Below are 21,493 nucleotides of genomic sequence, written 5' to 3' on the forward strand. Positions count from 1 at the left end.
CCCTTTACCCCAAACCCGATTCCGAGTTAAAAATGCTTAACCGAAAAGTATTGCCATAGGTCTTGAACCAGACACGATATCACTGGATGTGAAGGAACATTTGCGCGAAGAAATACTGACCCTTGGCATCCTTGGCGACGCCTATACCAGTTAGTTCATACTGGCCTAGAATATTTGCGCGATGAGCAGGGCTACTCAGCCACCACTGCACTGCGGCCGTGGCAGAACAACCATCACCGTAACAGAAGTACTCATTTTCCCTATAGCTGTAGGTACTGTGGGGAATCGCTTGGCGCACTACCTCGGCTCTCTGATCAAGCCCCTGATGATTAAGCGGGTATCCAGCTTCAGCCATAGTTTGTGCATAGGTTTGCTCCTGGTCACTTATGCGAGAATCTAATTCAAGGGGTGGTAGACCTTGAGTAGCCCGGTACTGATTCACCTGGTCATAAACATCTTGTTTTAGTACTGCTAGTTCGTCAACACGGTATAATAATCGGTTAATTTTAATTGGATTTATTAATTGGATCTGTGCCGGATCAATTGTCAATTGGGCCTGTGCTGGTTTATCTGAGAGTCTACTAACTGCTAAGACAAGTGTGCTTAAAAATATCCCGGTTAGAAAAGTGCCTTTAACGAGCTTCATTTCTATCTCCCCTAAAATGGACTTGGTGATGTTTCAAAGAAGTTTGGGAATAATTCTCAAACTTCTTTGAAAGCTTTTCTGGGTCTTCCTTTAGGGTTCATAAGTATTCTCCTTGAATAAGAATTTAAAGTTGGGATTCTCTTGACGAAGAGGAAACTTGTGAACCACTTTTGATTTTTACGTTCAGATATAGGAATTTATGCAGCAAGGGACTTTCAACTAAAAAATAATCAATCGTTTTGGAAGGCAGGGGGAGAAAAAATTGCAACTAAGTTAATCGGCATTTAAGTTGCATAAAAGCAGGGCTGGAGCCGCTTACTACAAGCGAATCATTCTGTAAAAATGAATGACGATTTGCGATTTGCAAAGGCGATCGCAGCTAAATTGCATGTTTGGGGAGAGAAAAAACTGGTAATTATAGTGGGACAAGACGGCTCGGTTTCTTCTTCGGCTTCCTCTGGTGAATCCTCTTCGCGTTTTAGTAAGCTACTCACACCAATGATTATTGGCATTAAACCAAGTAGTCTAATCCAGTCCTGCGGTATGATTAGTCTTTATTTTCATGCTTTGGCATTGGGCATAGGGCAGTAGTTATTTATTCTCTGCTCTCTATTGAACCGTTTAAGTTAGTCCCGAAGCCTTGGTTTATACTTTAGTCAAAGTAATCGATAGAATCAAGTGCTTTTGTTTGTCAAAATGATAAATGAAAGTGATTAAAATTTTGACACCAAGTTGTAGGGACACTATAAATGGCAGGAATGACGCTTGAACAGCTAAAAATCTTTCTGGCTGTGGCGCAGCACTTACACTTTACTCGCGCAGCAGAAGATCTTTATATTACACAACCTGCCGTCAGTGCAGCAATCCACAACTTAGAGCAAGAATACGGAGTGAAACTATTCCATCGGATTGGTCGCCATATCGAGATTGCTGAGGCTGGTAAATTATTGCAAGTGGAAGCACAAAAAATTCTTGATCAAGTCTCTTTGACTGAAAGAGGATTGCGAGAATTGAACAATCTGCAACGGGGTGAGTTGAAATTAGGGTCAAGTTTGACAATTGCTAACTACTGGCTACCCAGTAAAATTAGTGAGTTTAAAAGCCGATATCCTGGTATCCAGATTGACTGTGGCCTTGCCAATACAGAAGAGATTTGTGTCGGAACAGCAACAGGACAGTTTGATTTGGGTTTGGTGGAAGGAGATGTGAAGCCAGCGCTTCAGAGTACTCTAGAGTATGAAATAGTGGGGAGCGATCGCTTGCAAATTGTCGTAGGTCAAAAACACCCTTGGTTTGAGTGGGGAGAAGTTGACTTAAGCCAATTGACCCAAACCGTTTGGGTGATGCGAGAATCAGGTTCTGGAACTCAGCAAAGGTTTGAGAAAGCCCTACAAAATTGGGGAATTAATCTGAGTGAACTGGATGTAATTTTAGTGTTCAATAGTGGAGAGATGACAAAAGCAGCGATCGAAGATGGTGTCGGTGCTATTGGAATTTCTGAGTTGATGGTAAAAAAAGAAATACAGTTGGGAACTCTGCGGGCAATTCGAGTGATTGATAATAGAGAGAGTAACGGTGCGATGCCAAAGGCAGGCTACGCCTACGCAGAAATAGTTCGACCCTTTTTCAAACTCAAGCATCGTCAACGTTTTCAAACTGCTCTTTCCAAAGTCTTTGAACAAATGTTGATATCGTCTATGTTAGATGACTCACATCAACATAAATCAACATCAGTTATTTAAAGGGAACTGGGGATTGGATGCCAAATCAAAAAATTATGCTGGTTGCTCTTACCCAACACCAATTTTAAAAAACTTTTTCCCAGTCCCCAATCCCTTTCACACCTTTCGCATATTTCTACTAATGGGATCAAAACCTCTAGAAAACCGCGTGCTTTCATCGTAGTAAGCGCCAGTCAAATTCGCTCCATACAACTTGGCATAGTTGAGTTTTGCTCCCCGGAGATTTGCTTCATTCAGTTTTACACCGCTCAAATTAGCTCTGGTCAAGTTCGCTTGGGCTAAGTTAGCTCTACTCAAATCTGCTCCCCAGAGTTTAGCTTTAGCTAGGTTAACTCCACTCAAGTCAGAACCCCATAAATTGATTCCAGGCAAATAAGCTCCTATCAGCTTGTCCCTATTCAAGTTGACGCCTGGAAAATATCTTTCTCCTGCGGCAAAACGCCGTTTTAATTCTTCAGCATTCATGTGTAGCGTTCACCTTCTTTAGCAATACAGACGTTATTTGTTCCCATTCCTGGCTTAGTTCTCCTGAAAAATTTGGCTGACCACTACGTTGATACCAAAAATGGGCATTGTTCAAATCGCCTTCTTTGCGGTGCAAATAAGCATGAACCCAGGCACTATCGACATCGCTGGCATTTTGAACTATTTCATGAGCTTTGCTCCAATCACCTTTCTTGTCATACCACATTGCTTGCAGCCCTTTTGGCAGTGTCTGAGGACATGGGCGCTGCTTGTCGATCAATCGCAGGAATTCTTCTGTATTCATGATCACCACCCAACAACAATCAAACTTCTATCTCTAAGATACTCTTCAGCTTAAGGCTAAGGGGAAAAGAAGAAGCGAGGGAGCAGGGGAGGCAGAGGGAGCAGGGGAGGCAGGGGGAGAATGACAAAGGACAAATGACTAATGACTAATGACTAATGCCCAATGCCTTTCATATCTGCTTAACTGGAATAATTTCAAACTCGAAAGTTCTAATCAAACGGTCATCAATATAAACCTCTATTCTATGCTTACCAAGTGGATCGCCAGGAGTAATTGTCCAAAAATTCTCAATCACACCCTCTGGAGCCGACTGTGTGCGCCGTGTCACAGATGTCATGCCGTCTGGTGACATTGAGAAGTCTTCACCCTTATCTGTACCCCAAGTTACTGGAGGTTTTGGTAAACGCAAAACTTCGCGCCATTTCACTTCACCTTGATAGTCTTTTAGTTTAATCCGCCACCCGTAGGCGTTTCCTTCCTGAAGTGGCACTCTTGTTGTCCGTAAAATGGTAATGTTCCCTTTGGAGTCAACTCTCTTTAGCCCGAACTCGGTGTTACTAACAGTAATCTGTTTTGTATTCGTTGGCGCAGGAGATGATATGGCATTTTGTACCAAAACAGAAGTAGCGTTGATTGGCTTAGAACCTATGACGCCAAATATTAGCCAAGAAGAAACTAGCACAGCAGTAGTAGCCCAAATTCTCATTAGAATAGTTTTCCTGTCAGATTGGTACTTATTCAAGTAATCTGACATGTTTTCCGGGCCAAGGCTATCTATGGTCGGACAAAAACGAAATTGCTTTTAATAATTGACAGATTCAGGAACTCAGGGAAAACTCAAATTCCCTAAATATTTTTACTGAGGCTTGACCGTATAACTTGCGTTAATTTGAGGCGTTGATACAAACTGATTTGGTGATTTCGTGTTTGCTCAAGCCTCAGACAGTGACTTTATTGCTTTTAATATATCGTCTCAAAATAAGTTCCAACAAAATCAAAATATACAGAGCTTAACCGAAGTTTCGCCTATAGGTAAAATCTGGGACAAGCACAGAAGTAATACTGATAAAGTCCTGCATTATTATGCCAAAGCAGACGAAGATTATTTTCAGCAGTATGCTTGGCGGATGAGAATATGTTCCGAGTTGCTGAAGTTTCAATTAGTGCCAGAGGAATCGGAAGGTATTCTCAAGTTAAAGCTATCAGATGCTCGATTCTGTAGAGTTCGCCACTGTCCGGTTTGTCAGTGGAGGCGATCGCTAATGTGGAAAGCAAGGGCTTACAAAATTCTCCCACAGGTTGTAAATGATTACCCCAAGCACCGTTGGCTATTTGTCACCTTGACTGTAAAAAATTGCCAGATTGAGGAACTCAGGGAAAACTTGGATTTGATAAATCAAGCTTTTAAGCGATTCACTGAATTGAAAGCATGGCCTGCAAAAGGTTGGGTGAAGTCTATCGAAGTAACTAAAGGTAGAGATGGAGTCTCAGCACACCCGCATTTACATATTTTGGCAATGGTACCGCCTTCGTATTTCAGTCATGGGTATCTTTCTCATAACCCTTGAGTATCAATGCAGAAAGTAGCACGTCCAATATTGACTAATGCTACCAGAGGTTCAAAAACGGGGTGGTCACGGTGTCGTTTCATGCCAACACCTGGACGATAATGGCAGAGTAAGGCACAATCCCATCCTGGAAGAATGCGATCGCCAAGTCGATTAACCGTCTCATCCCAATGTCCTTTGTTAATTACCGCAGGGTGTACTAGTATTACCTCGGATCTAAACCATTTGTGAGTTCGACCAGAAGCAATCTCACTAGAAGGCATTGACTTCATGCCAAATTGATGATTGCACAAGTCATGAAGACTTTTAATATCGCAACCAAAGTCTTCAATGTTATCAAAATTCATAATCAACTCCTAAAAATCAAACACTCTTCAACCCAAAATGAACAAAAAAAAGGAAGTCCTATCCACTCAACGAGTAAAAAACTAAATTTCCTCACATATCCCAGGCGTTAGCCGGTACAATTTTCGCTACAACACGAAGGGCACAAAAAAAGAAATACCAGCCACCCAACGAGTGGATGACTGGTTAAATTGCCTTTACTTGAAGCTAGTAAATAGCTTCGATGATAAAGCTATAAAATCTCAAAATAGATTGGTAAAAATAACAATGACTGATCCAAAGCCTATTCGCACAGTTCATCGGGGAAGAATATTCCCTGATATTCAGTGGTCAGAAGAAAAAAAATCTCAATGGAAAGCTCAACAAGAGGCATTTTACCAACGCTCTAAAGTTATTTTTGACCGAGTTAAACCAGAGTTAATCAAAACTCAATACAACTGGTATGTAGCTGTTGAACCTGAGAGTGTAGACTATTTCACTGATAAAGACGAATTAGCTGCTATAAATAAGTCTCGCCAGCATTACCCGAATACTCCGGTGTTTATATTTCGGATTAATGAAACAGGAATAGCTGGCACAATATGATTCAAAGCAGCTTTGGTGATGAAAAACAGCTATTTTTTGAAAATAGATTTTAGAGTTATTGAAACAAATAATTAAATTTTAACTAGCCAGATAAAAAGCTTCTGCAACCGCTTTTGGTAATTCAATCAATACGAAATAATTGCTAGGATATAAATAGTCTTCGCCTGATTCATCAATAACTCTAATCATTTGGTGCTTAACAGCATCAGAATCAGGAACGGTCTGGTAAATTTTCCGAATTTCTAAAGAAGCAGGATAATCTTTGTTATTAATGCAAACAACATATTGAGTTTCTGTGCTAGCTGACTGCATAACGACTCCTATAGAAAGCGTTTTATTTTGATTTCTTTCTTACCAATTCCGTGGGCTTCATACCAGTGTAACTCAGCTTCATAAATACTTCCGTCGTCTAAGCTAATGGTTGCAAAGCCTTTAAGTTTGCGCCACCGTCCTGAACCATAAGTTTTACGCAAGCGTTCTAGTTCACGAATAGAGTTACCAACAGCAATTATTTCAATATTGGTGATGTCTCCGATAATTTCAAAATTCAAGTAAGCATTACTCCTAGTAAATATTGCAAAGAACTTTTAACCACAACCCACCGCCAACCTTTGACTCACCAACTCAGCCGCTAAATGTATCGCAGCCTTCATACTCGTAGCATCAGCAATTCCCTTACCCGCAATATCAAACGCTGTTCCATGATCTGGTGAAGTCCGAACGAAAGGAAGGCCAATAGTAGTATTAACTGCCCGATCAAACGCCATCAGCTTCACAGGTATTAAGCCTTGGTCGTGGTAAAGTGCCAAGTAGCCATCAGCAGGATTTTGTACTAAAGAATTTCCATACCAAGCTTGACCAGGTTTAACCCACATCGTATCTGGCGGTATTGGCCCATCTAGCTGTAATTGTGGTCTTTTTTTCCGTTCTTGCTCCAACCAGGGAATTAACCAATCTTGTTCTTCATGTCCAAGTTGTCCCTGTTCGCCACTGTGGGGATTCAAACCTGCGATCGCAATTCTCCCATTTTCTATCCCAAAATCTTTCTCCAAACACTCCACCAGCAAATCCAATTTCTGTGTCAGCAACTGCGGTGTCAATGTATCGGCTACTTGACGTAGGGGAATATGTGTGGTAGCAAGTAAAGCGCGGAGTGTCCAGTTAGTATGGGGCGATCGCGCTACAAATAACATCCCAAAACGGTCAACACCTGACTTTTCTGCCAAAAGTTCCGTTTGCCCTGGATAATTATACCCGGCGGCTTTCCAAGCAGATTTAGCGATCGGCCCTGTGACAATAGCATCAAATTTACCAGCAAGTGTTTGAGCGATCGCATATTCCATATAGGCAAAACTAGCCGCACCACTCGCCGCATTACCTATTCCTGGGATAATTTCATCTTTAATTTCCCTATCTAACTGCACATCGCTGACTGACAACTCGTCTGGATTTGCCAAAGGTGCTAAATTCTCTATTAAATTCAGTTTGTGATAAGTTTGTGCAAGCAAATCCCAGCTACCCACCACTGTAACGTCATATTTTTTACTAAGTTCCGGCTCTGCTAAAGCTTTTAAAATCACCTCCGGCCCAATTCCCGCCGGATCTCCCAGCGTCAACGCCAAACGTGGGCGGTCATCTTGGCGAAAATTCGCTAAATTCCCTTGATTATTTTGATACATAAAATTTATTCATAATAATTATCATCAATTTTTCTCATATTTCCCCATCTCCACCGCTCCACAGTAGGGATTGCCCCCCAATTCAGTAGGGATTACTTGCTAAACTAGTTTAAAATTATTTACACAGGTCTAATCCTACAGCAACAATTGAAAAGCTTCTGCTAGACCTAGTTTACACACACTAATTTGGATAAGGAGAATCACACCAATGGGCGGCGAAATTTTGAATGCAGCTCTATTGTCCTTCGGTTTAATCTTCGTAGGCTGGGGCTTAGGTGCTTTGTTACTGAAAATTCAGGGTGGAGAAGAATAATTGAGTCCTGAGTTAGGAGTTAGGAGTTAGGAGTTATTATTCTCCCCATTTCCCACTCCCTTTTTCATCGAAAAGTTCTGTTTGCCTCAAGCCGGCGTTCATATTTTTCGCTAACTGGGAAAAAAGCTTGTCCGTTAAACGGACAGCAGTTTTCCCATTAATTTTTCCATAAAAACGATTTTCTGAGAAAAGATGTAAACTTTTGTTTGCATAGGTTATTCTGATAACATTCTTTTCATAAAACATTAAAATTTATTACAACCCTCATGACATTATTAATCGTCGGTGCCACTGGCACCTTAGGAAGACAAGTGGCTCGTCGGGCAATCGATGAGGGATATAAAGTACGTTGTCTTGTTCGCAGCAGTAAAAAAGCAGCTTTTCTCAAAGAATGGGGTGCGGAACTCGTACCGGGAAATTTACGTTACCCCGATACCCTAACCGAAGCTTTAGTTGGTGTAACTCAAGTTATTGATGCGTCAACATCTCGCCCTACAGATTCACTGAGTATCAAACAAGTGGACTGGGAAGGCAAAGTAGCATTGATTCAAGCTGCAAAAGCAGCGGGTGTAGAGCGTTTTATTTTCTTTTCAATTTTAGATGCTGATAAATACCCAGAAGTACCGCTCATGGAAATTAAGCGGTGTACAGAACTTTTCCTGGCTGAGTCTGGCTTGAACTATACCATCTTGCGCCTAGCTGGGTTTATGCAAGGGTTAATTGGCCAGTACGGGATTCCCATTTTGGAAGGACAGCCAGTTTGGGTAACAGGTAATTCTTCTCCCATCGCCTATATGGACACTCAGGACATTGCTAAGTTTGCAATCCGTGCATTGAGTGTACCAGAAACAGAAAACCAAGCTTTTCCTGTAGTCGGTACTCGTGCATGGAGTGCAGAAGAAATCATCAACCTGTGCGAACGCTTATCTGGAAAAGATGCCAGGATAACGCGGATGCCAATAAGCTTACTGCGTGCTGTACGGGGCTTAATGCGGTTCTTTCAGTGGGGATGGAATGTAGCAGACAGGCTAGCGTTTACAGAAGTATTGGCTAGTGGTAAACAGTTAAATGCTTCAATGGATGAAGTATATACAGTCTTTGGTTTAGATCCGCAACAAACCACAACCCTAGAAAGCTATCTACAAGAGTATTTCAGCCGAATTATGAAGAAGCTCAAAGAGGTAGACTACCAGAAAAATAAAAATAAAAAGCAGAAACCTAAAAAAACTCCTTTTAAACAGTCTTCAAAAGCCAATAGTCAATAGTCATTACAAAACAGACATTAGTCGTTTGACTCTAGACTCTGGATATTTGACTCTAGATTAATGACTACATGACCAAAATGTGTAAGGATTACATAATACAAAGCACCGCCTAAACTTGGATATTTAAGTGTGCCGAAAGCAGGCATTATCTACAATGACGTTAAACCGATAGCGGGTCGTGTCGCTATCGAGTTGAAAGACAAGCTAACCGCTGCCGGTTGGGATGTGTGTATCACATCAAGTATCGGTGGAATACTGGGCTACTCTACTCCAGAGAGTCCTGTATGCCACACTCCCATTGACGGTCTAACGCCCCCTGGTTTTGACTCAGATATGGAGTTTGCAGTGGTGTTGGGGGGAGACGGCACTGTTTTAGCAGCGTCTCGTCAGGTAGCCCCCTGTGGTATTCCACTGCTAACAGTGAATACCGGCCACATGGGATTTTTGACGGAAACCTTCCTGAATCAATTGCCCCAAGCACTAGAACAGCTGATGGCGGGTGAGTATGAAATTGAAGAACGAGCCATGCTCACCGTCAAAGTGTTTCGGGGAGAAGCAGTGCTGTGGGAAGCCCTCTGCTTGAATGAAATGGTGCTGCATCGAGAACCTTTGACCTGTATGTGCCATTTTGAAATTGCCATAGGGCGTCATGCACCAGTAGATATTGCAGCCGATGGTGTGATTGTTTCTACGCCTACTGGTTCTACAGCTTACTCATTGAGTGCTGGTGGGCCAGTTGTTACCCCTGGTGTGCCTGCTTTACAGCTAGTACCCATTTGTCCCCATTCCCTAGCTTCTAGAGCATTAGTATTTCCAGATACTGAATCGGTCAACATTTACCCAGTAAACATTCCTCGGTTGGTGATGGTAGTGGATGGTAATGGAGGGTGCTATGTACTACCAGAAGATAGAGTATATATGGAGCGATCGCAATACAGTGTCCGATTTATTCGCCTGCAACCGCCTGAGTTTTTCCGAATCTTGCGAGAAAAATTAGGTTGGGGTTTACCACATATCGCTAAACCAACTTCGGTAGAATTGCCGTAGGGATTGGGGAGGAGGCAGGAGGCAGATCGCTTTTAGCGTCTCCCCTTGGGAGAAGGCAGGAGGCAGAAGGCAAAGTTTTTGAATTTTGAATTGATTTCTCCCTCATCCCCCACTCCCTACTCCCCACTCCCTACTCCCCAACTTACTGATTTCCTTCCAGAATTACTGACATAGGCATGGTATTTGGATTTAGTTATTAAGATTGCATCGGAGAATTAGATGGCAGACACCTGAACGTGCTAAAAGATCCTTAGCAGCATGTCAAATCAGGATTGCTCCATCACTAAAAACTCGTAATTGCACTTTTAACTGATGTAAAGATTTTCTCTGGAATATCTTTACAATCCTAAATCCAATATCCCAAATTGTTATGACAGTTGCTCCAAGTCCCTGTGTTTTGGTGATTGAAACCGATGAGAGCCTAGCAAATCAGCTTTCTTGCGATTTGCAAGAAGCCGGCTATGAATCAATTTTGGCTCATGACGCGACCAGTGGCTTACAACACTGTCGCGATCGCCAGCCTGCTTTAATTGTTTTAGATCGGATGCTAGCAGGAGAATCAGGACTCTCATTGTGCAAAAATCTGAGAAGCACTGGTATGCGATCGCCTGTGTTGATTTTAATGGCAAGGGATACAGTCGATGATCGGGTAGCTTGTCTAGAAGCAGGAGCGGATGATTATATCCTCAAGCCTTACCGTTCAGAAGACTTTTTGAAGTTAATTCGCCTTTACTTAAAACCTGATATAGATACTACTGAGCAATTACGCTTTGGGGATCTGATTTTAGACATCGCAACTCGCCGTGCTATACATAGCGGACGAGCAATTGACTTGACAATGAAGGAATTTGAACTATTAAAATTCTTAATGGAACATCCCCGTGAGGTGTTAACCCGCGAACAAATTTTAGAAAATGTTTGGGGTTATGACTTTCTGGGTGAGTCGAATGTAATTGAAGTGTACATCCGCTACTTGCGCCTAAAAATTGAAGATGAAGGTCAAAAGCGCCTCATTCAAACGGTACGGGGCGTAGGGTACGTTTTAAGAGAATCCTAGTAGACTGTAGCGGAAGTTTGCCTGCCTTTAACAAGGAAATTTTGCCCCAAGTCTTGTTAATTGAGACTGAAACGGCTGTGTATTACGGCTGACAACTCAGGTGATGTGCAAAAGTTAACGAAAAACCCAACTCTCCAGCCCCCAACCCTTGTAAGGAATGGGAGCAAGGTTTTCTAGAACCCCTGAAAAATCAGGTGTATTACGAGGCGAATAAAAGTCGTGGGTTTTCTAGCTTAAATTCTGTAAAATTGAAATCTAAATTACCAAAATCAAAAATAATTATGACTCGTCGGCTAAGTTTGCTCTCAATGTTGCTGAGTCTTTTCCTGATGGGCTGTTCTATGCCAACAACAGCTAAACCTCCCATTCCTACATCTGGTTCCCAAACTCCAGCACCAGAGAGTTTAGGTCAAAAACTACCAATTTCTGCAAAAGCCATTCTTCCTAATGGCACAACGATTCAGCTAGAAGTGGCTAAGACGCCACAACAGCAAGCGATGGGCTTGATGTATCGGCCAGCTTTGCCAGATGACCGAGGAATGTTATTTGGGTTCCCTTCAGCACAACCAGTCAGTTTTTGGATGAAGAATGTACCTGTACCCTTGGATATGGTATTTTTACAGAACGGTGTAGTTAAATATATTCAGGCTGCTGCACCTCCTTGTGCAAGCGAGCCTTGTCCTACCTATGGTCCCAATACACCAATCGATAAAGTGATTGAACTTCGCTCTGGAAGAGCTGCCGAATTGAATTTGAAAGTCGGCGATGTTGTCAAAATTGAGTTTTGAGACTTAGCTGCTTTACGGGGATAAAAATTTGGATGGTTGCTCTGTTCAGAGCCTATACTAGCTAAATCTATGTTTTTTTTGTAAAAAATGTCACGTGTTGTGGCAAAAAACTCATCTGTAACGCTACTATTTAAAAACTGTGGTAATAATGTAAAATTCTACTGTCTCCAACCTGAAATCGCAGTCTTAAGGTTTGACAAAAATATTCCCTTGGGCGTAAGTGTAAATAGCTGCGAATAAGAGAGTATAGGCTATGGAATCTCTGTTACTACATGTGTAATTAAATAACGCACAACAGTAAATAAGATGGAGCCGATTTAACTAGATAAAAACACTGCTTCAGAATTGAGCAGATGATTTGTACGAAAATTTCTATTTTTCAGTCCTTTTATGAGAAGTCTCTCTTGAAGGCAAATTCAAAAAACTGTGCTGGGGTGTATAGCCGAGAACGGCACAGTGACAGATAAAATACTGGCTACTGGCTACCGAGCAATGGTGAACTAATATATGACAATACATTCTGCACAAGGAGGTGAGATACAAATGTCACCATCGAAATATTCTCGACTGATTCATTTTTTGCAAGAGGATTTGGCAATTTCCACAGCATCCCTGGCGGTGGCGCTTCGGCATCGAGAGCAAGACCCAGGTCCTTTGGCCATGATTCTTTGGCAGTATGGGTTAATTACTCTAGAGCAGTTAGACCAAATTTATGATTGGCTGGAGACCGCATAGGTCAGCCCCTTTGGGGAAGTCAAAAGTCAAAAGTCATAATAATTTTGGATTTTGGATTTTGGATTTTCGATTAAAAGTCTCTACCAAAAGGTTGTTACCGAAATCTGAAACAATACTATTGATGCCAATTTGGGATCATACTAAGTTGCCAAAGTTAGTCCTGTTTGGGGTCAAAAATACTGTGGGGGCTGTCTACAGAGCAAATAATACTATCTAGGGCAACTTGGTATAATTTAGGGGAATTGAAGGATGTCACATCCACTCTACCTTGTGCAAAGGTTGATATATAGGTCTATTGACTTTGGCGGTTTCTATTCATTTATATACAAATTAAAAGAGCGAGTTGATAATTTAACTCGCTCTTTTGATTTAATGCTTAGTACTTAGGATTGACTAAACACTCTAACTGCTGCCGCAATACCAGATCCAGGAGTAAAGTCTTCGTAAGCAAGTTCTCTTAAGGTAACTTCCAAGGATGCTATACAGCTAAGGATATCGCGATCGCTCACAAAACCCAAGTGACCAATACGGAAAATCTTATTGCTCAAATGGTCTTGACCACCAGCTAGGGCAATATCAAAACGTTTTTTCATCAATGACCGAATTTTATCGGGTTCAATTCCTTGTGGTGCTACAGCTGTAATCGCTGGACTAGCGGAATTATCTGCTGCAAGCAGGGGTAAATTTAACCCTTTAATGGCGGCGCGGGTAGCATTCTTTAGCCGTTCATGTCGAGCAAATATTGATTCTAAGCCTTCTTCCTTCATGATTCGTAACGTCGTGTGTAACGCTACGATCAAGTTCACAGGAGGAGTAAATGGAGTTGTATTTTTGGCTGTGGCTTTGCGATATTTGCCTAAATCCAAATAATATTTCGGTAGCTTCGCAGTTTTGTAAGCTTCCCAAGCTTTGGCACTGACAGAGACAAAACCCAATCCCGGCGGAATCATATAACCTTTTTGGGAACCGGAAGCGACTATATCCAAACCCCAAGCATCCACAGGTAGATTGAACGCACCCAAGCTAGTGACGGCATCAACGATAATTAAAGCTTCACCGTGTTCTTTAACGTGGCGGTTGATAGTTTCTAGGTCATTCAACACACCCGTCGAGGTTTCGCTGTGGGTGATGATTACGGCTTTAATTTGCTTTTGAGTATCTGCTTGAAGTTTTTCGGCAAATACTGCGGGGTCTAAGGGTTTTCCCCATTCCACCTTAACTTCTTCTACATTCAAACCGTAGGCTTGGCCAACTTCTACCCAGCGTTCGCCAAATTTACCATTAGAACCAACTAAAATGCGATCGCCTGGAGAGAGAAAATTAATTATTCCAGCTTCGACAGCACCCGTACCACTGACATTCAGTGTCAGCACATCACTTTGAGTTTGGTGTAGCCACTTGAGGTTTTCCGTCACCTCTGCCAATATATTGCTAAATTCACTGGTGCGGTGTCCAATTGGGTGCTTGGCTAATGCCAGTAAGGCAGCTTCTGGCACCGGGGTTGGGCCTGGAATCATTAGCATCAGCTTGTCGTTCATGTGTGTATCCTAAAAATCAAATAAAAGTCAAAATTGTGGGAAGTTGGTTAAGTTCTGGTAGCAAATCTTAGATATTCATCTACAAATTCCACTCAGTTCGTCACCAGCCTTGTTGTATATTTTCCAAATCTATAGGAAAAGTATCGTGGTTAACAATCGGTCAGCTTGACCTTTGCAATTTATACGAGATTCCAACTCAGATAAAACCTCTGTTCCAGGCAATCTTACCACACACCTAGACGCCAGGTTAAGGCGTTTGCTCGTAGGAGAGCGGCTATTTTAACCAAAGGTGAAACGTCTATCTAGATGAGGCACAGGTATAATAAATTTTTAAATCTTACCCATAATCCGCCTCAGTTGTTTTTATGGAAACACGCGAAATCGTTTTGAATATCGCGGAAATTGTCAGCGAAAAAGTTGTGTTTTGCTTCAACGAAGGAGGTAACCGCCTACACTATGCGGAAGGGTTGGATGTCGCCGTTTGCTAAGAGATAGAAGATACTTAACCCAAATTTTTCAATCTGCTTGGGTCGAGCATTTGTTCTTGGTTTGCCATCTTCTAAAGAATACTTTTATCGATTGAGTATCTGATAATTTATTTCCCTCCAAATCGCTTCAATGTCAATATCAAAAGCTTATCTGGCTTACTAGATGGCGATTTTCTACTGATGCTTTCTGGTTTATTTGCTGCCAATTTTGAAATAGTTATGCTGCTAATTGCTGCACATTTTGAAACTGTACTCAGTGGTAGGCGATAGCTAATAAACTATAAGTTTTTATACTATACTTAGAAAATTGCTACAATCGTGCTTAGTCTTGTTAGTCACCATTCATGATGAGTCGTTTTTAACTAGTGTTCAGTTCATAAACTGTCACTCACCAGATCCCCGGTATTCTTGCAAAAGAGATATTCTTAGTTAGTGCAAGGAGTGATACCATTTCACCACATGTTTGTCACAAGTTATCCCCGCAATGCTCCCTGATAAGGGGGCGTTGCAGATTTCAAATGTTGCATCAAACAAGTGAGTTGGTATAAGCTTTTACGGGGAAACGCTTGAGTGAGCAAAACTCTCAAGCGTTTTTTCGTGTATAAATAAAACAGTTTAACTCTCTGGAAGATCATACAGATGTTTTTAAATACACATGTACCAGAGAAGTAAACTACTGTTATAAAAATTGTTGCAACACATACTTGATGACTTTAGCATTTGTGCATTCCATCAAAACTTTTTAAGCAATTCTGTGGGTTTAAATCCCCCGCTTCTAACAAGCCGTAAGTATGTTAGGCAGGGTTTAAGTCTCCGTTTCAAAACAATCACAAATTATTTTAAATGACTGGACGTACCACACGAATTAGTTTTCCTTGCAATAGCTGTTCTGCTGTCACAGCTTCATCTATCCGTCCTGCAAACTGTTCCCAATTACGATTGTTCGTGCAAACAATAATACCAAAGTGGTTAGAATCACAACGATGCAAACGGATAAAATCGACTCTGTTGATAGTTAATATTGAGCGTTCTTGACTTATAGCAAATGCTAGTACTTGCTCATCAGGTATACTTTGGTCTGCATTTTCTGCTTCTTGAACTGTCAAAACATCATGCCCCAAAGCGCGTAATAATTGCACAACTGGAAACGGAAACTGCTCATCTGCGTAAAACCGTGCCATCGATTAGGCAACCTCATTACGCTCAATTGCTAATTCGATTTCATCGGGATGAGCTTCTGCATATACCCAAGCATTAGCTAAATCTGTAGCTGTAATGGTTGGATAGCTCATCAAAAGGTCAGCATCACTATATCCAAGACGGCGAGCTTCCACAAGTACCCAAACAGGAATACGAGTTTTAGCGATGCAAGCCTCTCCACCACAGACTCTAGGAGTTTTTTCAATTCCTTGCCAATGGTTGCCTAGACTTTGAGCAAGTAAATGTATAGCCTGCAATTTTTCACCAGGACTGAGGGCAAGAAGTTGTTGTTCTAACTCTTTGAGTGTCACGGATGTAAATCCTCTGATGTTTGGTCAGGCTATATTTACAGTTTTATCGATTGCTAAGTACAACATTTAATTATTTCTCTGCGTACCTCTGCGCTTCCCAGCCTGCGGCAAGCCGCAAAAGCTTCTACTGCGCTACTTTGCGTTTAAATTTAAACCCTCAATTCGCCACGACTTACCTAAAGCTGTACTTAGCTAACTACAAAATTTACCAACTTTCCAGGCACCACAATTACCTTTTTAATCTCCTTACCTTCGATGTAACGTTGGGCAATTTCTGATTCACGGGCATATTTCTCCAACGCTGCTTTATCTGCTTGTGCTGGTACTTGAATCGAGCCGCGAGTTTTACCCATAATTTGAATTACTAAAGTAATTTCATCAGCTACCAAAGCAGCCGGGTCAAATGACGGCCAAGTTTGAGTGTGAACTGAATTCTTTTCACCCAATAAATGCCACAATTCATCAGCAATGTGTGGTGCAAAGGGTGCTAGTAATACCACCAAAGTCCGAATCCCTTCTGCGTAAATTGGTGAATTTTTTCCATCGGCATCAGTTAGAGCGTTGCTCAACTTCATCAATTCTGAAATAGCTGTGTTGAATTGATATTCGTCTTCAACGTCTTCTGTCACTGCTTGAATAGCCCTATGAATTGCCCGTCGCAATTCTTTTTCTGCCTTAGTTAAATCAGCGAGTTGGGCTTGCTTACGGGATACCCCAGCAGCAACATAATCTGTCACCAAACGCCAAACCCGATTTAAAAAGCGGAATTGTCCTTCCACATCGGCTTCATCCCATTCCAAATCTTTTTCTGGCGGCGCTTTGAATAAGATGAACATCCGCGCTGTGTCTACACCGTATTTGGCAATTACATCTTCTGGTGCTACACCGTTGCCCTTTGATTTAGACATGGTGGCGTAAAGACGTTGCAGTGGTTCGCCTGTCTGAGGGTCACGAGGGTCAGCAGAATTTACCAGATTAGAGGGAATCCATTTATCTTTGCCGCCCTTGTTGGGATTTAAATAAGTTAAACCCTGTACCATACCTTGAGTTAACAAGCGTTGGAAGGGTTCATCAAAGTTTAACAAACCGCGATCGCGTAGTACCTTAGTAAAGAAGCGCGAATACAATAAATGTAAAATCGCGTGTTCAATTCCACCTACATACTGGTCTACTGGCATCCAGTCGTTAATTTTACTGGAATCAAAAACCTGTTGTTCATTCCTAGCGTCAGGGAAGCGCAAGAAATACCACGAGGAATCAATAAAAGTGTCCATCGTGTCGGTTTCCCGCTTCGCTGGAGTGCCGCAAGTTGGACAAGGCACATTTACCCAGCTTTCCAACTGAGTTAAAGGTGAACCGCCACGCCCAGTAAATTCCACCTCTTCTGGCAACTGTACTGGCAAATCTTTGTCAGGTACTGGCACTATCCCACAGTTGGGACAGTGAATTACAGGTATTGGTGCGCCCCAGTAACGTTGCCGCGAAATTAACCAATCCCGCAAGCGATATTGCACTCGCACTTTACCAAAACCTTGTTGTTCGGCGTATTCAATTATTGCTTGTTTAGCATCTATGGAAGCCATGCCAGTAAAAGCGCCAGAATTAATTAAAACTCCTGGTTCCGTGTATGCTTGGTTGTATTCAATTTGGATGAGTTGCGTAACTTCATCAATCTCTGATGTTGGAGTTAAGTCAAAACCTGCAACATCATTTGGAGAAGCGATGACAAAATCAATTGGCAAATCGTAATTTTTGGCAAACTTAAAATCCCGGACATCGTGAGCTGGTACACCCATCACTGCCCCAGTACCATACTCATACAGTACATAGTCAGCAATCCAAATCGGCACTTCTTCCCCTGTAAATGGGTTAATTGCCACCCCGCCTGTGGGGATACCCCGCTTAGGTTTGTCTTCAGAGGTACGTTCCAACTCACTTTGATTGGAAACCTCTTTAATAAAAACTTCTACGGCTGCTTGTTGTTCTTTTGTGGTGACACGCTTTGTTAAGGGATGTTCTGGCGCTAACACCAGATAGCTGACACCATAAACGGTATCTGGACGTGTAGTGTACACAGCGATTTTTTCATCTATCCCAATAACAGGAAATTCCAAGTAAGCGCCTGTGGATTTGCCAATCCAGTTTGCCTGCATCAACTTGACGCGTTCTGGCCAACCTGTCAACTTATCCAAGTCATTGAGCAATTCTTCGGCGTAGTCGGTAATCTTAAAAAACCACTGCCGCAATAATTTGCGCTCAACTATTGCCCCACTGCGCCAAGAACGTCCTTCGTTATCAACTTGCTCGTTTGCCAGTACAGTTTGGTCAATAGGGTCCCAGTTCACTGCTGCTTCTTTTTGGTAAGCTAAACCCGCTTGTAAAAACTGCAAGAAAATCCATTGTGTCCACTTGTAATAGTCTGGTGAACAGGTAGCAAGTTCACATTCCCAATCAATGGATAAACCAAGACGCTGCAATTGCTGCCGCATCTGGGCCATATTCTGATAAGTCCACTTTGCTGGCGGTACACCACGGTCAATGGCGGCGTTTTCTGCTGGCAAGCCAAAGGCATCCCAACCCATTGGGTGTATTACCCGATACCCTTGCATTCGCTTGAGGCGGGCAATTACGTCCGTAATAGTATAATTACGGACGTGACCCATGTGTAGGCTGCCCGATGGATAAGGGAACATGGAAAGAGCGTAGAATTTTGGCTTGTTGCTAACTGTAGGTGTCTTATCTAAGCCAAGTTCTACCCATGTTTTTTGCCATTTTTCCTCAATCGCTGCTGGGTTATATCGGGAATCCACCAAAAAATTCTCCTACTGGGTCTGTAATTCTATTTGCCTCTATACATATTGGGTTAACCCAATATGTCAACCTATATTGTAGGTCAACTACTCACAGATTTATATATAAGTGCGATTGAGGAGGAGCCGGAATTATGCCCAAACTGCGACCCTTTTAGATAAACCGAGAGTTATTTAATGAAAGTTTAAATGGTTGAATCAAATATAAAATTTCCTGATTTAGTGCGGGTTTTTGTCTACGGCACGCTTAAACCAGGTGAAGCTAACTATAAAAAATACTGTAGTTGTAAAGTAGTTGATGTCAAAAGAGCCTTTGTACAAGGCAAATTGTTTGCTCTGCCAATGGGCTATCCAGCGATGACTCTAGGGGATAGCCAAGTTTACGGATATTTACTCTCTTTTTCTAACCCAAGGATTTTGAATCAATTAGATGTACTGGAAAATTACCAGCGCAATAGACAACCATCAGAAAACCTCTATAATCGACAAATTATCGAGGTTTATGAGCCAAAGTCGCTCTCTTATAGTTGGGCTTGGGTTTATTTAATGACTTTAGAGCAAGTTGACCAATTCGGAGGTTTCCTCCAACCTGACGGCTGGTGGAGTGGCTGTAATTTAACCGCAAAGTACAGTTAGATCTGTGAACTGTTAATGCAATTAATTTATGTCCTGTTTGGAGTCGTGGCGTTGCGGCTGTACCGGATAGATTGAATTTTCTGGAGAAGCTACTGCTGCTTTAGGAATTTCAATTACCGGGTTATTTAATCCCACCATCAGCGGGGAAGGCGGAATTATAGACGCCGAGGATGTTTGAATCGGTTCTTTTTGTGATCGTTGCGCCAGTTGCGTTAGACTTGAACCACCAGGTATTAAGCTAGATACTGCACCGATTATACAAGCAGCAACGGCTGCACCTCCCGCCATCCAGTTTAAACGGGAACGGCGGTGCAAACGTGTCAAAACTTGCTGAACTGTTGCTTCTGGTGACTCTTGGGCTGTTGGTACTGGGAGAGTCCGCAAGCCTTGGCGCAGCCTTAAAAGTCGAGCATACAAGCATTGAACTGAGGCATCATTTGCCAGCCATTCTTCTACTTGCCTGCGTTCAGTGGCTGTGACTTCACCATCGAGATAAGCACTCAATAACTCGAAGCGATCGCGCTTCACCATATCAATAAGACCCGTTGATTCATTGGTATGCTTGGCCATTCCATCTGACAAATCTTGAGGAAGTTGTAAAGAAGAACGGTCGTAAAACTGAGAATCAGTAGTCATCTTAACATTATTACCAATTCATATACGGGTAAACTGGGTGGGAAATTCGGAGAAATTAGCCAATTTTCCTCCTCAAGGCAGAAGCGATCTACGTCTTTCTGGGAATTCTTAATCAATGCTTAAATTCTGCCATTTGGCAGAGGTAAGTTACTGTAAATTTAGGAGTCTAGATAATTCTGCAAGTGAGCTTGCAGCCTCGATCTAGCTCTAGCTATTCTTGATTTTACAGTTCCTAAGGAAACTCCAGTGATTTCAGCAATTTCTTCGTATGCCATGCCTTCGATTTCTCTCAGGACAATGGTAGTACGAAAAACTTCTGGTAAATCCGCGATCGCTTCCCGCAGTTGCTCGTAAAATTCTCTAGTTGTCAGTTCTTCCTCAGGCCCTGGGGTATCGCCGGCGATTTCCCAATCCATCTCACCGTCCTCTAACGAGCGGGGAGCATCCAGTGACAAAGGACTCATAACCCGCTTGCGTTTCCGCAACTCGTCGTAAAACAAGTTGGTGGCAATGCGGCTTAACCAGCCCCGAAATTTAGCAGGCTCTTGTAATCGGTTAATATTCCGATACACTCGAATCCAAACTTCTTGAGCCAAATCGGCTCTGTCAGCCCAATCTGGAGCTAGGTGATATAAAACTCTATCAACTTGACTTTGATAGCGGCGTAATAGTTCTGCAAACGCAACACGATCTGGCCGCAGTCCTGCTTGACAGCGCAAAATTAAATCGTGGTTAGGGAGTTTGTCAACTTGTACTGATGCTTCTGGATACTTTGCATCAACCGTTGACCAGGATACAGAGATCGACTGACTCATAGATCGTACTGGCTCTAAATCATCCCTATCTATTAGACCTGCTAATGGGACAGAAGTTCCATGCTAAGGTGACGGATTTATGACTGGAACACTGAGGCATACAATTTTGGATACATTTATAGCAATAAGGAGAGCCACTTTTTCCTTATACTGTTGGCATAGTTGCCCAAGACTCATCAACTAACAAAGATGCAGTAATATGCATGTCTTGGTATTTTTAGCAACTGAGTATATACGCTTGATAAAAATAATTAAATCTGGTTATAAGGATAAAGATCAAAATTTTGTAATTCTTACTTCTTGATCCCTTTAAAATTCAGGTAATAATTTCTAGAAGTTGAGTTGCTGTGGTTACTATAATGGTCATTTATTTTTTTGCTTTTGTTACCAGAATAGTTGCTGATTGTTCTGTTTGTGACCCGTAAATAGCACCAGAGTTATGTTGGTCTGGTACGCGAAATTGAAAAAATAAATTGAGGGAAAATGTAATTGTGACTGCTAATAATAGTTTTTCAAACAT

General features: G+C 42.0%; 27 protein-coding genes. 11 read left to right on the forward strand and 16 right to left on the reverse strand.

Annotated features, from left to right (window positions below; all coding sequences use genetic code 11):
• Window positions 1–79: 79 nt before the first annotated feature.
• Window positions 80–646 (reverse strand): CAP domain-containing protein, encoded by a 567-nt coding sequence (locus VB740_RS08145; RefSeq protein ID WP_323199539.1) that lies wholly within the window; start codon window positions 644–646, stop codon window positions 80–82.
• A gap of 342 nt (window positions 647–988) precedes the next feature.
• On the opposite strand from VB740_RS08145, the gene VB740_RS08150 reads away from it, so the two are divergent.
• On the forward strand, window positions 989–1,237 hold the full coding sequence (locus VB740_RS08150; protein WP_323199540.1) for a hypothetical protein: 249 nt from the start codon (window positions 989–991) through the stop codon (window positions 1,235–1,237).
• Window positions 1,238–1,395: 158 nt separating this feature from the next.
• Entirely contained in the window at window positions 1,396–2,388 is a 993-nt protein-coding gene (locus VB740_RS08155) for a LysR substrate-binding domain-containing protein (RefSeq protein WP_323199541.1), read from the forward strand.
• A gap of 96 nt (window positions 2,389–2,484) precedes the next feature.
• On the opposite strand, the gene VB740_RS08160 is transcribed toward VB740_RS08155, so the two are convergent.
• The 3 genes from VB740_RS08160 to VB740_RS08170 all read right to left on the reverse strand — a co-directional run bounded on the left by VB740_RS08160 (window position 2,485) and on the right by VB740_RS08170 (window position 3,863).
• The gene (locus tag VB740_RS08160) at window positions 2,485–2,853 is read right to left on the reverse strand and encodes a pentapeptide repeat-containing protein (RefSeq protein WP_323199542.1); all 369 of its coding nucleotides are present in this window, start codon (window positions 2,851–2,853) and stop codon (window positions 2,485–2,487) included.
• Window positions 2,843–3,157: a hypothetical protein gene (locus VB740_RS08165; RefSeq protein WP_323199543.1), complete on the reverse strand. Its 315-nt coding sequence runs from the start codon at window positions 3,155–3,157 to the stop codon at window positions 2,843–2,845. The genes VB740_RS08160 and VB740_RS08165 overlap by 11 nt, the downstream gene beginning before the upstream one ends.
• Before the next feature lie 169 nt (window positions 3,158–3,326).
• On the reverse strand, window positions 3,327–3,863 hold the full coding sequence (locus tag VB740_RS08170; RefSeq protein ID WP_323199544.1) for a hypothetical protein: 537 nt from the start codon (window positions 3,861–3,863) through the stop codon (window positions 3,327–3,329).
• A 217-nt stretch (window positions 3,864–4,080) separates the two neighbouring features.
• Between VB740_RS08170 and VB740_RS08175 the strand changes: the two genes are divergently transcribed.
• On the forward strand, window positions 4,081–4,725 hold the full coding sequence (locus VB740_RS08175; protein WP_323199545.1) for a protein rep: 645 nt from the start codon (window positions 4,081–4,083) through the stop codon (window positions 4,723–4,725).
• On the opposite strand, the gene VB740_RS08180 is transcribed toward VB740_RS08175, so the two are convergent.
• Window positions 4,713–5,072, reverse strand: a complete 360-nt coding sequence (locus VB740_RS08180; protein WP_323199546.1) for a hypothetical protein — start codon at window positions 5,070–5,072, stop codon at window positions 4,713–4,715. The genes VB740_RS08175 and VB740_RS08180 overlap by 13 nt on opposite strands.
• Window positions 5,073–5,337: 265 nt before the next feature.
• Here VB740_RS08180 and VB740_RS08185 point away from each other — a divergent pair, with 265 nt between their 5' ends.
• Window positions 5,338–5,655 (forward strand): hypothetical protein, encoded by a 318-nt coding sequence (locus VB740_RS08185; protein WP_323199547.1) that lies wholly within the window; start codon window positions 5,338–5,340, stop codon window positions 5,653–5,655.
• Window positions 5,656–5,733: 78 nt separating this feature from the next.
• Here the strand turns inward: VB740_RS08185 and VB740_RS08190 are convergent, their stop codons facing one another.
• The 3 genes from VB740_RS08190 to pdxA are packed head-to-tail and all read right to left on the reverse strand — an operon-like array spanning window position 5,734 to window position 7,334.
• The gene (locus VB740_RS08190) at window positions 5,734–5,967 is read right to left on the reverse strand and encodes a hypothetical protein (protein ID WP_323199548.1); all 234 of its coding nucleotides are present in this window, start codon (window positions 5,965–5,967) and stop codon (window positions 5,734–5,736) included.
• Between the two features lie 8 nt (window positions 5,968–5,975).
• On the reverse strand, window positions 5,976–6,206 hold the full coding sequence (locus VB740_RS08195; protein WP_094352567.1) for a hypothetical protein: 231 nt from the start codon (window positions 6,204–6,206) through the stop codon (window positions 5,976–5,978).
• A gap of 36 nt (window positions 6,207–6,242) precedes the next feature.
• Window positions 6,243–7,334, reverse strand: a complete 1,092-nt coding sequence (gene pdxA, locus VB740_RS08200; protein WP_323199549.1) for a 4-hydroxythreonine-4-phosphate dehydrogenase PdxA — start codon at window positions 7,332–7,334, stop codon at window positions 6,243–6,245.
• A gap of 208 nt (window positions 7,335–7,542) precedes the next feature.
• Between pdxA and VB740_RS08205 the strand changes: the two genes are divergently transcribed.
• Window positions 7,543–7,647 (forward strand): PetM family cytochrome b6-f complex subunit 7, encoded by a 105-nt coding sequence (locus VB740_RS08205; RefSeq protein ID WP_109009093.1) that lies wholly within the window; start codon window positions 7,543–7,545, stop codon window positions 7,645–7,647.
• 36 nt (window positions 7,648–7,683) lie between these two features.
• On the opposite strand, the gene VB740_RS08210 is transcribed toward VB740_RS08205, so the two are convergent.
• Window positions 7,684–7,893, reverse strand: a complete 210-nt coding sequence (locus VB740_RS08210) for a hypothetical protein (RefSeq protein ID WP_323199550.1) — start codon at window positions 7,891–7,893, stop codon at window positions 7,684–7,686.
• 20 nt (window positions 7,894–7,913) lie between these two features.
• Here VB740_RS08210 and VB740_RS08215 point away from each other — a divergent pair, with 20 nt between their 5' ends.
• The 5 genes from VB740_RS08215 (at window position 7,914) to VB740_RS08235 (ending at window position 12,539) form a co-directional block, all read left to right on the forward strand.
• Window positions 7,914–8,912, forward strand: coding sequence for an SDR family oxidoreductase (locus VB740_RS08215; RefSeq protein ID WP_323199551.1), 999 nt, complete (start codon window positions 7,914–7,916; stop codon window positions 8,910–8,912).
• A 129-nt stretch (window positions 8,913–9,041) separates the two neighbouring features.
• Window positions 9,042–9,959: an NAD(+) kinase gene (locus VB740_RS08220; RefSeq protein ID WP_323199552.1), complete on the forward strand. Its 918-nt coding sequence runs from the start codon at window positions 9,042–9,044 to the stop codon at window positions 9,957–9,959.
• A 370-nt stretch (window positions 9,960–10,329) separates the two neighbouring features.
• Window positions 10,330–11,016: a response regulator transcription factor NblR gene (gene nblR, locus VB740_RS08225; RefSeq protein ID WP_323199553.1), complete on the forward strand. Its 687-nt coding sequence runs from the start codon at window positions 10,330–10,332 to the stop codon at window positions 11,014–11,016.
• 281 nt (window positions 11,017–11,297) lie between these two features.
• Window positions 11,298–11,804, forward strand: a complete 507-nt coding sequence (locus VB740_RS08230; protein WP_323199554.1) for a DUF192 domain-containing protein — start codon at window positions 11,298–11,300, stop codon at window positions 11,802–11,804.
• Window positions 11,805–12,311: 507 nt separating this feature from the next.
• Window positions 12,312–12,539 carry a DUF2949 domain-containing protein gene (locus VB740_RS08235; RefSeq protein WP_323199555.1) on the forward strand — a complete coding sequence of 76 codons (228 nt, stop codon included), beginning with the start codon at window positions 12,312–12,314 and terminating at the stop codon, window positions 12,537–12,539.
• A gap of 383 nt (window positions 12,540–12,922) precedes the next feature.
• Here VB740_RS08235 and VB740_RS08240 read toward each other — a convergent pair whose 3' ends face one another.
• The 4 genes from VB740_RS08240 to leuS form a co-directional block, all read right to left on the reverse strand.
• Window positions 12,923–14,077, reverse strand: a complete 1,155-nt coding sequence (locus tag VB740_RS08240; protein ID WP_323199556.1) for an alanine--glyoxylate aminotransferase family protein — start codon at window positions 14,075–14,077, stop codon at window positions 12,923–12,925.
• Window positions 14,078–15,404: 1,327 nt separating this feature from the next.
• Window positions 15,405–15,746, reverse strand: coding sequence for a DUF5615 family PIN-like protein (locus VB740_RS08245; protein ID WP_323199557.1), 342 nt, complete (start codon window positions 15,744–15,746; stop codon window positions 15,405–15,407).
• Between the two features lie 3 nt (window positions 15,747–15,749).
• Window positions 15,750–16,076 (reverse strand): DUF433 domain-containing protein, encoded by a 327-nt coding sequence (locus VB740_RS08250; protein ID WP_323199558.1) that lies wholly within the window; start codon window positions 16,074–16,076, stop codon window positions 15,750–15,752.
• A gap of 188 nt (window positions 16,077–16,264) precedes the next feature.
• Window positions 16,265–18,886 (reverse strand): leucine--tRNA ligase, encoded by a 2,622-nt coding sequence (gene leuS / locus VB740_RS08255; protein WP_323199559.1) that lies wholly within the window; start codon window positions 18,884–18,886, stop codon window positions 16,265–16,267.
• A 189-nt stretch (window positions 18,887–19,075) separates the two neighbouring features.
• Here leuS and VB740_RS08260 point away from each other — a divergent pair, with 189 nt between their 5' ends.
• Window positions 19,076–19,522, forward strand: a complete 447-nt coding sequence (locus VB740_RS08260) for a gamma-glutamylcyclotransferase family protein (protein WP_323199560.1) — start codon at window positions 19,076–19,078, stop codon at window positions 19,520–19,522.
• A gap of 21 nt (window positions 19,523–19,543) precedes the next feature.
• Here VB740_RS08260 and VB740_RS08265 read toward each other — a convergent pair whose 3' ends face one another.
• The 3 genes from VB740_RS08265 to VB740_RS08275 all read right to left on the reverse strand — a co-directional run bounded on the left by VB740_RS08265 (window position 19,544) and on the right by VB740_RS08275 (window position 21,493).
• A complete protein-coding gene (locus VB740_RS08265) occupies window positions 19,544–20,158 on the reverse strand; it encodes an anti-sigma factor family protein (protein WP_323199561.1) in 615 nt (204 codons plus the stop codon).
• A gap of 158 nt (window positions 20,159–20,316) precedes the next feature.
• Window positions 20,317–20,973 (reverse strand): sigma-70 family RNA polymerase sigma factor, encoded by a 657-nt coding sequence (locus tag VB740_RS08270; protein ID WP_190727433.1) that lies wholly within the window; start codon window positions 20,971–20,973, stop codon window positions 20,317–20,319.
• 367 nt (window positions 20,974–21,340) lie between these two features.
• Window positions 21,341–21,493: a hypothetical protein gene (locus VB740_RS08275; RefSeq protein ID WP_323199562.1), complete on the reverse strand. Its 153-nt coding sequence runs from the start codon at window positions 21,491–21,493 to the stop codon at window positions 21,341–21,343.

This window comes from Nostoc sp. UHCC 0251 (genome assembly GCF_034932245.1).
Taxonomy (GTDB): Bacteria; Cyanobacteriota; Cyanobacteriia; order Cyanobacteriales; family Nostocaceae; genus Nostoc.